This window comes from Frigoribacterium sp. PvP121 (genome assembly GCF_017833115.1).
Classification (GTDB): domain Bacteria; phylum Actinomycetota; class Actinomycetes; order Actinomycetales; family Microbacteriaceae; genus Frigoribacterium; species Frigoribacterium endophyticum.
The window spans coordinates 1,848,986-1,863,536 of sequence record NZ_JAFIBR010000001.1; the positions used below are offsets into that span (position 1 = coordinate 1,848,986).

Annotated in this window: 11 protein-coding genes; 9 read left to right on the forward strand and 2 right to left on the reverse strand. The window is 73.7% G+C overall.

The window, feature by feature from the left end; translation table 11 throughout:
- Positions 1-17 precede the first annotated feature (17 nt).
- From JOE43_RS16185 to smc, 7 genes are all read left to right on the forward strand, one after another.
- Positions 18-1,307, forward strand: coding sequence for a DUF58 domain-containing protein (locus JOE43_RS16185; protein ID WP_209517045.1), 1,290 nt, complete (start codon positions 18-20; stop codon positions 1,305-1,307).
- Entirely contained in the window at positions 1,300-3,570 is a 2,271-nt protein-coding gene (locus JOE43_RS16190) for a DUF3488 and transglutaminase-like domain-containing protein (protein ID WP_209517047.1), read from the forward strand. The genes JOE43_RS16185 and JOE43_RS16190 overlap by 8 nt, the downstream gene beginning before the upstream one ends.
- An 11-nt stretch (positions 3,571-3,581) precedes the next feature.
- Positions 3,582-4,169 (forward strand): DUF177 domain-containing protein, encoded by a 588-nt coding sequence (locus JOE43_RS08630; RefSeq protein ID WP_307803297.1) that lies wholly within the window; start codon positions 3,582-3,584, stop codon positions 4,167-4,169.
- An 82-nt stretch (positions 4,170-4,251) separates the two neighbouring features.
- The gene (gene rpmF / locus JOE43_RS08635; protein ID WP_043593937.1) at positions 4,252-4,455 is read left to right on the forward strand and encodes a 50S ribosomal protein L32; all 204 of its coding nucleotides are present in this window, start codon (positions 4,252-4,254) and stop codon (positions 4,453-4,455) included.
- Between the two features lie 64 nt (positions 4,456-4,519).
- Entirely contained in the window at positions 4,520-5,218 is a 699-nt protein-coding gene (rnc, locus tag JOE43_RS08640) for a ribonuclease III (protein WP_056053555.1), read from the forward strand.
- A gap of 3 nt (positions 5,219-5,221) precedes the next feature.
- Positions 5,222-6,208 carry a bifunctional DNA-formamidopyrimidine glycosylase/DNA-(apurinic or apyrimidinic site) lyase gene (mutM, locus tag JOE43_RS08645; protein ID WP_209517050.1) on the forward strand — a complete coding sequence of 329 codons (987 nt, stop codon included), beginning with the start codon at positions 5,222-5,224 and terminating at the stop codon, positions 6,206-6,208.
- Positions 6,209-6,325: 117 nt separating this feature from the next.
- Positions 6,326-10,033 carry a chromosome segregation protein SMC gene (smc, locus tag JOE43_RS08650; protein WP_209517052.1) on the forward strand — a complete coding sequence of 1,236 codons (3,708 nt, stop codon included), beginning with the start codon at positions 6,326-6,328 and terminating at the stop codon, positions 10,031-10,033.
- Between the two features lie 111 nt (positions 10,034-10,144).
- Here smc and JOE43_RS08655 read toward each other — a convergent pair whose 3' ends face one another.
- Both JOE43_RS08655 and JOE43_RS08660 read right to left on the reverse strand, forming a co-directional pair.
- Positions 10,145-10,726, reverse strand: a complete 582-nt coding sequence (locus JOE43_RS08655) for a histidine phosphatase family protein (protein WP_167258842.1) — start codon at positions 10,724-10,726, stop codon at positions 10,145-10,147.
- Between the two features lie 72 nt (positions 10,727-10,798).
- The gene (locus tag JOE43_RS08660) at positions 10,799-11,809 is read right to left on the reverse strand and encodes a TerC family protein (RefSeq protein ID WP_056053566.1); all 1,011 of its coding nucleotides are present in this window, start codon (positions 11,807-11,809) and stop codon (positions 10,799-10,801) included.
- Between the two features lie 192 nt (positions 11,810-12,001).
- On the opposite strand from JOE43_RS08660, the gene ftsY reads away from it, so the two are divergent.
- Together ftsY and ffh are read left to right on the forward strand one after the other, a co-directional pair.
- Complete coding sequence (gene ftsY, locus JOE43_RS08665) at positions 12,002-12,871, forward strand: signal recognition particle-docking protein FtsY (protein ID WP_209517054.1); 870 nt, start codon at positions 12,002-12,004, stop codon at positions 12,869-12,871.
- A 111-nt stretch (positions 12,872-12,982) separates the two neighbouring features.
- Positions 12,983-14,551: a signal recognition particle protein gene (gene ffh, locus JOE43_RS08670; RefSeq protein WP_209517056.1), complete on the forward strand. Its 1,569-nt coding sequence runs from the start codon at positions 12,983-12,985 to the stop codon at positions 14,549-14,551.

The window sequence follows — 14,551 nt, forward strand, 5'->3', positions numbered from 1 at the left end:
CCGTGGCGCGCGGGGGAGTGCCCACGCCGACGCGGCGCGGCGCGGTCGTGGTGGGCGCGGGGCTGCTGCTCGCCGTCGCGGGCGCGCTCCTCGAGTCGCCGCCCCTCGTCTTCGCCGGCGCGGCGCTCGTCGCCCTCGTGGTCGCCGTCGTCCTCTCGCTGCTCGTCCGCGGGGTCGACGTCGTCGTGGGCCGCCGCTTCACTCCCTCGCGGGGCGTGGCCGGGTGGTCGGCGGTCGAGACCCTGACGGTGACGCCGCGCTCCGGGCGCGCCCAGCAGGCCGCCCTGCGCGACGAGGTGCCGTGGGGCCGCACGCGCCGCTCGGCGGCCGTGCCCGTCACGCTCGAGCCGGGGCGCACCGCCACCGTGACCTTCCGCCACCCGGAGCTGAGCCGGGGGCGGCACCGCGTCGGTCCGCTCCACGTCGAGCTCGTCGAGTCGTTCGGGGTGGCCCGTCGACGAGTCGTCGCGCCCGGCACCGCCGAGTTCGTCGTCGTGCCCGAGGCCGTCGACCTCGGCCTCGCCCGCGAGTCGAGGTCGCTGGGCGACGGCGCCCGGCGCCAGCGCGAGCACAGCCTCTCCGGCGGCGAGGACGACCCGATCACCCGCGAGTACCGCCGCGGCGACCCGCTGCGCCGCGTGCACTGGAAGGCGACGGCCCGCCACGGCGACCTCATGGTCCGGCAGGAGGAGCAGCACGGGCTGCCGAGCGCCCGCCTCGTGCTGGCGCTCGGGTCGGCCGGCTGGTCGGACTCCGTCTCCTCCACCGCCGCCAGCGTCGCGAGCGCCGACTCGGCGAGGGTCGACGTCGCCCGCAGCGACGCGTTCGAGTGGGCGCTGTCGGTCGTGGCGACCCTCGGCGTCGAGTGGGGCCACGCGGGCTCCGTCGCCGTGCTCGGCACGCCGGGGGGCAGCCTCGTGGCGCGGCACGACCCCGACGCCACCGGGGCGTGGCTCGACGCCCTGGCCGACCTCCAGCTCGACGACGCCAGCGACTCGCTCGCGCCGCCGCCCGCGGCGAGGGAGCCCGTCACGGCCGTCGTCTCGGGCCTCACCCGCGCCGAGCTCGACCAGCTGGGCCGCTCCCGGGCCGCCGGCTCGACGGCCGTCGCGCTCGTCGTCTCGCCGACGCTCAGCTTCACCGCCGTGGGCGGCGGGGCCGGCCCGTCGGGCGCGGAGCCCGCCGCCGTCCTGCCGCCCGAGGCCGTCGCCGCGTCGCTCCGCGAGGCGGGCTGGCGCGTCGTGGAGGCCACGCCGACCGAGCCGGTCGGCGACGCCGTGCGTCGAGGAGGGCTGCTCCGTGGCTGAGCCGCGGCGGTCCGGGCGCTCCGGGGGCGAGGCGGAGGGCGCTCGCTGGCCCGTCGTCGCGCTCGTCTGGCTCGTGCTCGTCGTCTCGCTCGCGAGCCTCTCGTCGCTCTTCCTCGGCGCGGGCTGGTGGTTCGCGGGGGCGGGCGTCTCGGCCGTCGTGCTGGGCGCCTCCGGCCTCGTCCGCTCGCTCCGCGGCTCGCCGTGGCTCGCCTGGCTCGTCGGGCTGCTCGCCGGCACGGCGACCGCGACGGCGGTCGTCTCGGGCGGCACCGCGGTGCTCGGCGTCGTGCCGACCGCCGCGACCCTGCAGCGCGTGCGCGACCTCAGCGACCAGGCGGCCCTCACCATCTCCGACGGCACCGCCCCGGTGCCGGTCGACGACGGCGTGCTCGCGACCGTCGTGGGCGCGGTGCTCGTCGTCTCGCTCCTCGTCGACCTGCTCGCCTCGGTCGGCCGCCTCCCCGGCGCGACCGGGCTCTTCCCGGCCGTCGTCCTCGCCGTGCCGGCCTTCGTGCCGACGGCCGAGACCCGGTGGCCCTGGGTCGTCGCGACGGTGCTGCTCTACCTGCTGCTCCTCATGGTCTCGTCCGGGCGCCGTCCGACCCCCGCCGGGGCCGTGGGGGCCGTCGCCGCCGTGGCCGTCGCGGGCCTCGTGACGAGCCTCGTGCCCCTCGGGGGCGTCTCGCCCCTGACCGGCGTCGCGTCCGGCACGGGCCTCGCCACCGGCGTCAACCCGATCATCGACCTCGGCGACGACCTGCGGCGCGGGGCGCCCGTGAGCGTCCTCACCTACCGCTCCTCCGACGAGCAGGGCACGTACCTCAAGCTCGTCGACCTCGTCGACTTCTCCGGTCGCAGCTGGAGCCCCGCCGACGTCGAGCTCGACCCCGACGCCACCGTCGACGTCCTGCCCGAGGCGCCCGGGGTCGACGCCGACACCACCCGACGGGCGGTCGAGACGCAGATCACCATCGGCGTGCTCCGCAGCCCGTACCTGCCGGTGCCCGTGCCGCCGACCGAGATCACCGGGATCGACGACGGCTGGTCCGTAGTCGACGAGTCGGGCGTGACGGTGCGGAGCGACGACGAGAGCACGCAGGGGCTCGAGTACACGGTGCGCAGCCGCCCGGTCGACCCCACGGAGGACGAGGTGGTCGCGACCCTCGGCGACGCGCCGGCCGACATGGCCCCCTACCTCGCGGTCGACGGGGTGCCCGCGACCGTCAGCCAGCAGGCGGCCGAGGTGACGGCCGACGCCGCGAACCCCTTCGACGCGGCCGTCGCCCTCCAGGACTGGTTCCGTGACGGCGACTTCACCTACTCGGAGGAGACCCCGGTCGACCAGGGCTACGACGGCAGCGGCCTGGACGCCGTCGAGACGTTCCTCCGCGTGCGGAGCGGGTACTGCGTCCACTTCGCCTCCGCGATGGCCGTGATGGCGCGCACCCTGGGCATCCCGTCGCGCGTCGCGGTCGGCTTCCTGCCGGGGGAGTCCACCGGCTTCGCCGACGACCAGGAGCGCACGGTCAGCAGCGACGACCTGCACACCTGGCCCGAGCTCTACTTCCAGGGCCTCGGCTGGGTGCCGTTCGAGCCGACCGTCGGGCTCGGCCGCCCCCAGTCGTTCCTGCAGGAGACCGGCGTCGAGCCCACCGCGGCGCCCAGCGATCCCGCCGAGGCCTCGCCGACCCCCACGGCGGAGGCACCCGCGACCACCGGCCCCGACGCGGCCAGCGCCACGCCCAGCGACCCCGCCCGGGCGGCGGGGTCGTCCGGCTCCGCCGCGGTGGCCGTCCCGGGCGGCCTGGCCGCGCTCCTCGTGCTCCTCGTGCTGGCGCTCGTCGTCCCCTCCGGCCTGCGGGCCGGCCGTCGGCGTCGGAGGTTGGCCGCCGAGCCGCCCGACGCCGCGCTCCGGGCCTGGCAGGAGGTGCTCGACACCGCCGACGACCTGCGGCTCGACGTCCCGCGCTCGGCGACGCCGGGGGCGGCGGCCGAGGTCCTGGCCGACCACCTGGGCGCCGCGTCCGGCGGTCGACGTCGGCACGGCTCCGAGGAGTCGCGGGCCGCGCTCGACCGCGTGGTGACCGCCCTGACGACCGAGCGGTTCGCCGGCCGGCCCGCGGAGGCCGACGTGGGCGGGGACGCGCGTCGCGTCGTCGACGCCCTCCGCGCCTCCTCGACGCCCCGACGTCGCGTCGCGGCGGTCGTCGCGCCCCGCTCGCTGTGGGCGAGCACGGGCGCGCGTCGGCCGCGCAGAGCGTAAACTCTCCCCTCGTGCCTCACTTCACCCCCACCCCCTACACGCTGACGGTGTACGACCTGCTGCACCGCGCAGGCGAGATGCGCGAGCACACCGTCGACGTCACGGTGCCCGAGAAGCTCGGCGAGGGCCCGGTCGCGGTCGCGACCGGTGCGGCCCTCGAGCTCGACGTGCGCCTCGAGGGCCTGCACGACGGGATCCTCGCCTCCGGGCACGTCTCGTCGACGGCCACCGGCGAGTGCAGCCGGTGCCTGCGAGCCATCGAGCAGCCCGTCGAAGTCGATTTCGCGGAGCTTTTCGCGTACGCTGTCGACGAAGCTTTCGACTATCAGGTTCAAGACGATCACGTGGATCTTGAACCCGTGGTCAGAGACGCAGTGGTTCTGTCACTGCCCTTCCAGCCGGTGTGTCGGCCGGATTGCCCTGGACTCGACCCGGTGACGGGTGAACGGATCGAGGACATCCCCGACTACACGCCTCACGAGAACGTCGATCCCCGGTGGTCGGCCCTCGCGGGGTTCCAGGCTGAATCGGCACCTGCCGACGGCGAGCCAGCGAGCCCGGGTCACCACGACCGCGGTGAGCAGGGCGAGCAGCACTAGCACCACCGCGTCAGCACCACGCGCGTCACCACCACGACAGACCAGGCACCCGCGAGGGCGCCGCAACAGAGAAGAGAACCTCATGGCCGTTCCCAAGAGGAAGCAGTCCCGCTCCAACACGCACGCCCGCCGCTCGCAGTGGAAGGCCACTCCCGTGCAGCTCGTGAAGACCATCGAGAACGGCAAGGTCACCTACAGCCTCCCGCACCGTGCCAAGGTCGTGGAAGACAGCGCCGGCACCGCCCTGTACATGGAGTACAAGGGCCGCAAGGTCGCCGACGTCTGAGCACGTCGAGCGTGACCACGTCCGTCTTCGAGGTCTCGAAGTGACGTCCACCAGGGATCAGCCCGTGTCGAGCGCCAGCGCCGACCGGGCTGATCTTCTGTCACGCCTGCAGATCGACGTCAGCGACGAGCTGATCGACCTCGCCCTGACGCACCGCTCGTACGCGTACGAGCACGGCGGCATCGGCAACAACGAGCGCCTCGAGTTCCTCGGCGACTCGATCCTCGGCCAGGCCGTCACGGTCATGCTGTTCACCGAGAACCCCGACCTCGACGAGGGCGAGCTCGCCAAGCGGCGGGCGAGCCTCGTCAGCACGGTCGCGCTGGCCGAGGTGGCCCGCAACATCGACCTCGGCCGCCACCTCCGGCTCGGCCGCGGCGAGGAGCTCACCGGCGGCCGCGAGAAGCACTCGATCCTCGCCGACACCGTCGAGGCGATCATCGGGGCGACCTACCTCGACGCCGGCGCCGACGCGGCGACGGAGTTCGTGCTGCGCCTCGTCGCGCCGCTGCTCGTCGACCCCGACCGTTTCGGCGCCGCGATGGACCCGAAGACGAGCCTGCAAGAACTGGCGGCCTCGCTCGGCCTCGGCGCCCCGTCGTACCACCTCACCGACAGCGGCCCCGACCACGACAAGCGGTTCCACGCGATCGTCCGCCTGGGCGCCGACGACGTCGCGACGGGCCACGGCAGCAGCAAGAAGCAGGCCGAGATGGCCGCCGCGCTCGACGCGTGGACCCGGCTCAGCGCCGGGGCTCGCTGACCCGTGCCGGAGCTCCCCGAGGTCGAGGTCGTCCGCGCCGGCCTCGCGCCCGTGGTCGCGGGTGCCGTCGTCACCGACGTCGAGGTCCTCGACGGCCGCTCGCTGAAGCGGCACCGCGGCCCGTCCGACGACTTCGTCGACCGCCTCGTGGGCGGCACCCTCGACGCCGCGGTGCGCCGGGGCAAGTTCCTCTGGTTCCCGTTCGAGCCCGCCGCCGTGCACGACCAGCCGCTGGCGCTCGTGGCGCACCTCGGCATGAGCGGCCAGGTGCTGCTGCGCGAGCGCGACGCCGAGCCCGACCGCCTGATGCGGGTGCGGCTCGACGTCGAGAGCCCCGCGCACGGGCCGCTCCGCCTCGCCTTCGTCGACCAGCGCATCTTCGGCTCGATGGCCCTCGACGAGACCGTCCCCACGCTCGACGGGGCACCCGCGGGCTGGGCCGGCGCCGAGCTGCTCGGCTCTGGTCCGCTGCCGACCTCGGTCGACGGTCGGCCCGCCGACCCGACCCGCGCCTCCTGGGAGCTCCGCGTGCCGCAGCAGGTGTCGCACATCGCCCGCGACCCCCTCGACCCCGCCTTCGACGAGGGGCGGGTGCTGACGCGGCTGCTCGCCCGGCGCACCGGCGTCAAGCGGGCCCTGCTCGACCAGGGCCTGCTGAGCGGCGTGGGCAACATCTACGCCGACGAGAGCCTCTGGGCGGCGCGGGTGCACCCCGAGCAGCCCACCGAGAGCCTGACCCGGGCCCGCGCCCGCACGCTGCTCGCGGAGGTCCGCGCCGTGCTGCTCCGCGCCCTGGGCGAGGGAGGCACGAGCTTCGACGCGCAGTACGTCAACGTCAACGGGCAGTCGGGCTACTTCAGCCACAGCCTGGCGGCCTACGGCCAGCAGGGGAAGCCCTGCCCGCGCTGCGGCACCTCGATCGAGCGCGCGGCGTTCATGAACCGCTCGAGCCACTTCTGCCCCCGGTGCCAGCGGGTGCGCGGGGCCTGACGGGCGGGCCGGTGTCGGTGCCGGCGTCGTCGGTGGCCGCACCTATCCTGGGAGCCACGGGCCCGGCCGCCGCCGGCCGTCCCGTTCCGTGACGCGCGAGACGAAGGGGGGCGTCGGGTGCACCTGAAGAGCCTCACCCTCAAGGGCTTCAAGTCGTTCGCGTCGCCGACCACCTTCGCCTTCGAGCCCGGCGTCACCTGCGTCGTCGGCCCCAACGGCTCGGGCAAGAGCAACGTCGTCGACGCGCTCGCCTGGGTCATGGGCGAGCAGGGCGCCAAGAACCTCCGCGGCGGCAAGATGGAGGACGTCATCTTCGCCGGCACCTCGACCCGGGGGCCGCTCGGCCGGGCCCAGGTCGTGCTCACCATCGACAACTCCGACGGCGCCCTGCCCATCGACTACGCCGAGGTGACGATCAGCCGCACGCTCTTCCGCTCGGGCGGCAGCGAGTACGCGATCAACGGCGAGGGCTGCCGGCTGCTCGACGTCCAAGAGCTGCTCAGCGACTCGGGGCTCGGGCGCGAGATGCACGTCATCGTCGGCCAGGGCCAGCTCGACGCGGTGCTGCACGCCACCCCGGAGGAGCGCCGGGGCTTCGTCGAGGAGGCCGCCGGCATCCTGAAGCACCGGCGGCGCAAGGAGAAGACCCTCCGCAAGCTCGACGCCATGCAGGCCAACCTGACCAGGCTGAGCGACCTCGCGGGCGAGCTGCGACGGCAGCTCAAGCCCCTGGGCCGACAGGCGGCGGTCGCGCGCCAGGCCCAGACCATCGCCGCGGTGGTGCGCGACGCCCGGGCCCGGCTCGTCGCCGACGAGGTCGTCGGCCTCCGCGACGCGCTCGCACGCCAGGGGCGCACGGAGGCCGAGCGGCGCGCCGAGCGCCAGGTGCTGCAGGAGCAGCTCGACCAGGCCAAGGCGCGCGAGCACCGGCTCGAGCAGGCGATGATCGGCGACGCGGTCGACCAGGCCCGCCGGGTCGCCTTCGGGCTCGAGTCCGTCCACGAGCGCCTCCGCAGCCTCACCAGCCTGGCCCAGCAGCGCCTCCAGCTGCTCGCCCAGCAGAGCGACCAGCCGGCGGTCGAGGCGACGGTGAGCGCGGGCATGGTCGCCGACGCGCGCGAGGAGGCCGTCCGGCTGCAGGGCGGCGTCGCCGAGGCCGAGGCGGCCGTCGCCCGTGCGGGCGCCGACGTCGGGGCGGCCCGGTCGCGGCTCGACGCCCTCGACGAGCAGATCGCGGCCCGGAGCGCCGAGGTCGCACGGCACGACCTCGAGCTGTCCCGCCTCCGGGGAGCGGCGGACGCCGCGCGCTCGGGCCTCGCCGCCGTCCGCGGCGAGCTCCTCCGTCAGCGGGCCGCCCTCGAGGCCGCCGAGCAACGCCTCGCGACGGGCCGGGCGGAGCACGAGGAGCTCGTCGGGTCAGCCCCGGCCACCGGCCCCGACGCCGCCCCCGCCGTCGACGGAGGAGGGGACGCCATGGGGCCGCGGGTCGACCACGCCGCCGTGCGCGACGAGTCCGAGCGACGCGTCGGCGAGCTCGAGGTCCGCGTCGCCGAGCAGGAGGCGCGGGTCGACGACCTGCGCGGCCGACGTCACGCGGCCGAGCGCGAGCGGGACGCCCTCGCCGCGCGGCGGGCCGCGTTGACCATGGCCCTCGACCAGGGCGACGGCTCGTCGGCGCTGGTCGCCGCCGGCCGCCCCGGGGTCCGGGGCCTCGTCGCGGAGCACGTGCAGGTCGACGAGGGGTGGGAGGTCGCGGTCGCCGCGGCCCTCGGCAGCGTCGTGGACGGCGTGCTGGCCGACGACTCCGCCGCGGCCCTCGACGCGGTCGTGCACGCCGTCGACGAGGCCCTCGGCCGCGTCGAGGTCGTCGTCGCCGAGCCCGACCGCCCCCGAGCCGACCTGGGCGTCGACCTGCCCGAGGGGGCGGTCGCCGCGGCGTCGGTCGTGACGGCCCCCGAGGGGGTCCTCGGCCTGCTCGCCGGCACCGTCCTCGCCGTCGACCTCGACGCCGCGCGCCGAGCGTGGGCCGTCCTGGCCGGCCGCCCCCTCCCCGTGACGGTCATCACGCGCTCCGGCGAGGTCCTGACCGACTGGGTGCTGCGCGGCGGGTCGGGCGGCGAGCGCTCGCGCCTCGAGCTCGTCGCCGACCGTGACGAGGCCGCCGAGCGTCTCGTCGGGGTCGGCGCCGTCGTCGACGACCTCGCCCGCGAGCACGACGAGGCCGCCGAGAGCCTGGTCGCCTCCCGGTCGGCCCTCCGCGAGGCGACCGCGGCCGTCCGCGAGGCCGCCGCGGCGGCGCGCGCGCAGGAGCAGGCCCTCGCGGCCCAGGAGCAGCGGCTCGACCGCGTGCGCGCCCGGGTCGAGGCGGCCGACGCCGAGGTGGAGCGCCTCCGCACCGCGCTCGGCGACGCCGAGGCGTCCGTGCAGCAGGCGGAGGCGCGGGTGACGGAGGCCGTCGCCGCCCACGACGAGCACGCCGCCCGTCCGCGCCCCGTGCTCGACGCGTCGGGGCGGGACGACGTCGTCGCCGAGGTCGAGCGTGCCCGCGGCACCGAGGTCGAGGCCCGCGTCCGCCTGGAGACCGTCCGCGAGCGGGTGCGCACCGAGGTGGCGAGGGCCGAGGGGCTCGAGCGGCGGCGTCGCCAGCAGGCCGCCGCCGCGGAGGAGCAGGCCCGGCGGACGGTGCTCCGGCAGCGGCAGATGGCGACGACCTCGGCGGTGCTGGACGCCCTGCCCCTGGTCGTCGACTCCGTCGCGCGGTCGCTGGGCGAGGCCCGCACCGCGCTGGCCGCCCGGGAGGCCGCCCGCGCGGAGCAGAACGAGGAGCTCGCGGCGCTGCGCCGCGACGAGCGGGCCCTGCGCGAGCGGCTCGGCTCCGTCACCGAGCACGTCCACGGCCTCGAGATGGAGATCTACGAGAAGAAGCTGCACGTCGGTCAGCTGCTCGAGCGGGCGGCGTCCGAGCTCGGGCTCTCCGAGGAGGTCCTCGTGGCCGAGTACGGGCCCGACGTTCCGGTGCCCGACGACGCCGCGCTGGCCACGGCACGGGTGGCCGACCCCGACGCCGCCTCCGACGTCGACTCCGGCGATGCCGCCGCGGAGGGTGCATCCGTCCCGGCCGCCGACGCCGACCCCGCCGACGACCTCCCGAGCACGCCCTACGACCGGGAGGCCCAGACGCGTCGCCTCGCGGCGGCCGAGGCGAAGCTGGCCCAGCTCGGCCGGGTGAACCCCCTCGCCCTGGAGGAGTTCTCCGCGCTCGAGCAGCGCCACGCGTTCCTCGCCGACCAGCTGACCGACCTCACCGCGACCCGGCGCGACCTGCTGACCATCATCGACGAGATCGACGCGAAGATGCAGACCGTCTTCGCGAGCGCCTTCGCCGACACCAGCGCGGCCTTCGACCGGGTGTTCCCGGTGCTCTTCCCGGGCGGGAGCGGATCGCTGACCCTGACCGACCCCGACGACCTGCTCGGCACGGGCATCGAGGTGACGGTGCGCCCCGCCGGCAAGAAGATCGAGCGGCTCTCGCTGCTGAGCGGCGGCGAACGGTCGCTCGCCGCGGTCGCGCTGCTGATCGCGATCTTCAAGGCCCGGCCGAGCCCGTTCTACATCATGGACGAGGTCGAAGCCGCCCTCGACGACGCCAACCTGGGTCGCCTCCTGACGATCTTCCAGGACCTCCGCGAGTCCAGCCAGCTCATCGTGATCACGCACCAGAAGCGCACGATGGAGATCGCCGACGCCCTCTACGGGGTGTCGATGCGCCAGGACGGCGTGAGCGCCGTAGTCGGCCAGCGGGTCACGGCCGAGCAGGTCGGCTGACCGACCCCCTCGAGGGCCGGGCCCCCGACGACGAGACGACCCGCGCCTCCCGGGCTCACGGAGGAGCGGGGGAGGCGCGGGTCGTCTCGGCAGGGAGGGCCCGGCAGCCGGTCAGTCGGCGTCGGCCTCGTGGAGCGCCCCGTTGACGGTGAGCACCTTCCACGACTCGCCGTCCCACTCGACGGTGTTCGCGGCGGCGTTCTCGATGTGGGGCGCCTCGCTGCCCATGATCGCCGACAGGGTGAAGCGGATGATCGTGCCGTGGCAGACGACGACGATGCTCGCGTCGGGGCCGTCGAGGGGGAGGCGCGTGTCGCGGATCATCTCGAGGGCACCGAGGCCGCGGGCCGCGACCGACTCACGGGGCTCGATGTCGGGGTACGACTCGTTCGGCTCGTCCGGGATGGGCGAGTCGGGGACCCAGCCCTCGCGCGAGGCGTAGTCCCGCTCGATGAGCTCGTCGTACGCGTCGCCGAGCTCGATGCCGAGCTCGGACGCGATGATCTGCGCGGTCTCTCGGGCACGCCCGAGCGGGGAGGACACGATCGCCGACCACGGCTCGCCCGAGAGCAGCCGTGCGGCCTCGCGGGCCTGGCCTCGACCCGTCTCGTTGAGCGGGACGTCGGACGAGCCCTGGAGCTTGTCCTGGCTGTTCCAGTCGGTCTGGCCGTGGCGGATGAGTTCGAGTCGCATGAGCGGGTGTTCCTGTTCGATCGAGGGCCGGTGCGTCGCCGCCCTCGTGGGGCGGCGACGCGGTGACGGCGATCAGCTGTCGCTGGGCTCCTTCACCGGCACCACGACCTCGCGCTTCCCGTCTCGACGCACCTTGGCGAGACTGAGGACCGTGGCGACGGCGATCGTCGCGAGGATGAAGCTGAGGGAGAACCAGATCGGGATCTCGGGGACCCACTCGACCGGCTGACCGCCGTTGATGAACGGTACCTCGTTCACGTGCAGAGCGTGGAAGAGGAGCTTCACGCCGATGAACGCGAGGATGACCGCGAGGCCCTGCGCCAGGTACACGAGGCGCTCGAGCAGGCCCGAGATCAGGAAGTACAGCTGACGGAGGCCGAGCAGCGAGAAGGCGTTCGCGGTGAAGACGATGTACGCCTCCTGCGTGAGGCCGAAGATCGCGGGGATCGAGTCGAGGGCGAAGAGCACGTCGGTGAGGCCGATCGCGACCATCACCAGGAAGAGCGGGGTGAAGAGGCGCTTGCCGTCGATCTTCGTGGTGAGGCGGTCCTCGACGTAGTCGGGGGAGGTGGGGATGATGCGGCGCAGGAAGCGGATGAGCTTGCTGTCGGCCTGGTCGCCCTCGTCCTCTCCGCCCTTGACCTGGCTGTAGGCGAGCCAGAACAGGAGGAGGCCGAAGAGGTAGAAGACCCACGAGAAGTTGTCGATGATCGCGACGCCGGCGGCGATGAAGAGGCCGCGCGAGATGAGCGCGATCGCGATGCCGACGAGCAGGACCTTCTGCTGGTAGATCCGCGGGACGGCGAACGCCGTCATGATGATCAGGAAGACGAAGAGGTTGTCGACCGACAGGGCCTTCTCCGTGATGTAGCCGGCGAAGTACTCACCGCCGAACGTCCAGTTCGAGAAGATGCCGACGCCCACGCCGAACAGGATCGCGATGCCGATGTAGACGGCCGACCAGATGGCCGACTCGCGGATGGTGGGCTCGTGCGGCGTGCGCACGTGGCTGTAGAAGTCGAAGACGAGGAGCCCGAGGATTCCGGCGATCGTGATGATCCAGGTGACGAGTGAGACGTCCATGCAGTTCCCTTCAGTACGCATGAATGTGTACTGAAGGTCTCTTCCACTCGATCGTCAGATGATCGAGCCGATGCACCGGGTCGAGACTGGGCTCTTCCGTATTGACGACGCACCGTGAACGGAATACTCCCCTTCAACGTCTCGACACTAGCAGCAGGTCGGCCCCCGGCCGACTGCGAATAGGCTGAGCGCATGGCTTCCCCCTGGTCCCTCTCCGGTGCCCTCCGTGGCATGTTCGCGAAGAAGACGATCGACGAGACCACGTGGGACGACCTGGAGGAGGCGCTGATCGGCGCCGACTTCGGCCCCGACGTCACCGAGCAGGTCATCGACGACCTGCGCGAGAAGGTGCAGCGCTACTCGACGACCGACCCCGCCGACCTCAAGCGCATGCTCCGCGAGACGCTGGAGGAGCGCCTCTCGGCCCTCGACTCCACCCTCAAGCTCAGCGCCCGGCCGGCCGTCGTGCTGATGGTCGGCGTCAACGGCGTCGGCAAGACCACGACGATCGGCAAGTTCGCGAAGTTCCTCCGCAACTACGACCGGTCGGTCGTGGTCGGCGCGGCCGACACGTTCCGCGCCGCCGCCGTCGAGCAGGTCGCCACCTGGGCCGAGCGCGCGGGCGCGCAGATCGTCCGCCCCCAGCAGCCCGGCCAGGATCCAGCCTCGGTCGCGTTCCAGACCGTCGAGTACGCGAGGCGCACCGGCGTCGAGATCGTCCTGATCGACACCGCGGGGCGCCTGCAGACGAAGTCGGGCCTGATGGACGAGCTCTCGAAGATCAAGCGCGTCGTCGAGAAGCAGACCGAGATCGCCGAGGTGCTGCTCGTGCTCGACGCGACGACGGGCCAGAACGGCCTCGCCCAGGCGCAGGCCTTCATCGAGCACGCGGGCGTCACCGGCCTGGTGCTCACGAAGCTCGACGGCTCGGCCCGCGGCGGCTTCGTCCTGGCCGTGCAGGAGCAGACCGGCATCCCGATCAAGCTCGTCGGCCAGGGCGAGGGCATCGGCGACCTCACCGGCTTCACGCCGCACGTCTTCGTGCAGAACCTCATCGGCTGACCCGCTGACCCGCTGACCCGCTGACCGGCCGACCGGCCCGGTGGCCCCGGGGGAGGCGCGGGTCGGCCGACGGGGCGGCCGCGGCCCGTCGTCGGTTAAGATGGCGACACCATGGCCACATTCGGAACCCTCTCTGACCGCCTCGCGGACACGTTCAAGAACCTCCGCAACAAGGGCAAGCTCAGCCCCGCCGACGTCGACGGCACCGTCCGCGAGATCCGTCGTGCCCTGCTCGACGCCGACGTCGCGTTCGACGTCGTCAAGGCGTTCACGAACACGGTGCGCGACCGGGCCCTCGGCGACGAGGTCAGCAAGGCCCTCAACCCGGCCCAGCAGGTCGTCCAGATCGTCAACGAAGAGCTGATCGAGATCCTCGGCGGCCGCCAGCGTCGCCTCGAGTTCGCGAAGAACCCGCCGACCGTCATCATGCTCGCGGGCCTCCAGGGCGCCGGCAAGACGACCCTCGCGGGCAAGCTCGCGAAGTGGCTCGCGAAGGACGGCCACACGCCGCTGCTCGTGGCCTGCGACCTCCAGCGCCCCAACGCCGTGCAGCAGCTGCAGGTCGTCGGCGAGCAGGCCGGCGCGGCCGTGTTCGCCCCGGAGCCGGGCAACGGCGTCGGCGACCCGGTCAAGGTCGCCAAGCAGGCCATGAAGTTCGCGCGCGACAAGGTCTACGACACCGTCATCATCGACACCGCCGGTCGTCTCGGCGTCGACGCCGAGATGATGAAGCAGGCCGCGAACATCCGCAAGGCGGTCGACCCCGACGAGGTGCTCTTCGTCATCGACGCCATGATCGGCCAGGACGCCGTCGCCACCGCGAAGGCCTTCCAGGCGGGCGTCGACTTCACCGGCGTCGTGCTCTCCAAGCTCGACGGCGACGCACGGGGCGGCGCGGCTCTCAGCGTGGCCTCGGTGACGGGCCGCCCCATCATGTTCGCGTCGACGGGCGAGACCCTCGACGCCTTCGAGCCCTTCCACCCCGACCGCATGGCGAGCCGCATCCTCGACCTCGGTGACATCCTCTCGCTCATCGAGCAGGCCCAGGGCGCGTTCGACGAGGCCGAGGCCCGCGCCGTCGCCGAGAAGATCGCGACCGACAACTTCACCCTCGACGACTTCCTGAAGCAGATGCAGCAGCTGCGCAAGATGGGGTCGATCAAGGGCATGCTCGGCATGCTGCCGGGCGCCAAGGGCATGCGTGAGCAGCTCGAGAACTTCGACGAGCGCGAGATCGTCCGCACCGAGGCGATCATCCAGTCGATGACGCCGCAGGAGCGCGCCCTGCCCAAGCTGCTCAACGGGTCGCGCCGGCTCCGCATCGCGCGGGGCTCGGGCATGACGGTCACCGACGTGAACCAGCTCGTCCAGCGCTTCGAGCAGGCCTCCAAGATGATGAAGACCGTGGCCAAGGGCGGCGTGCCCCAGGTGCCCGGCATGGGGCCGATCCCCGGGGCCTCCTACGGGGGCAAGCGCCCCGCCGCCAAGAAGAAGGGCTCGAAGGCCGGCAACCCGGCCAAGCGGGCCGCCCAGAACGCGGCCCTCGCCACCGGCGCGAAGCCGGGAGGCGCGGCGCCGGCCAGCGGGTCGGGCTTCGGCCTCGGCGCCGCTCCCGCCGGCGACGGGGCCCCCTCGGCGGAGGAGATGGCCTCGTTGCAGAAGTTCCTCGGCCGGGGCTGA

Excerpts from the sequence above, each read along its gene's own strand:
- rpmF (WP_043593937.1), top strand. The coding sequence starts at position 4,252 with ATGGCCGTTCCCAAGAGGAAGCAGTCCCGCTCCAACACGCACGCCCGC.
- JOE43_RS08655 (WP_167258842.1), bottom strand. The coding sequence starts at position 10,726 with ATGCGACTCGAACTCATCCGCCACGGCCAGACCGACTGGAACAGCCAG.
- JOE43_RS08660 (WP_056053566.1), bottom strand. The coding sequence starts at position 11,809 with ATGGACGTCTCACTCGTCACCTGGATCATCACGATCGCCGGAATCCTC.
- ftsY (WP_209517054.1), top strand. The coding sequence starts at position 12,002 with ATGGCTTCCCCCTGGTCCCTCTCCGGTGCCCTCCGTGGCATGTTCGCG.
- ffh (WP_209517056.1), top strand. The coding sequence starts at position 12,983 with ATGGCCACATTCGGAACCCTCTCTGACCGCCTCGCGGACACGTTCAAG.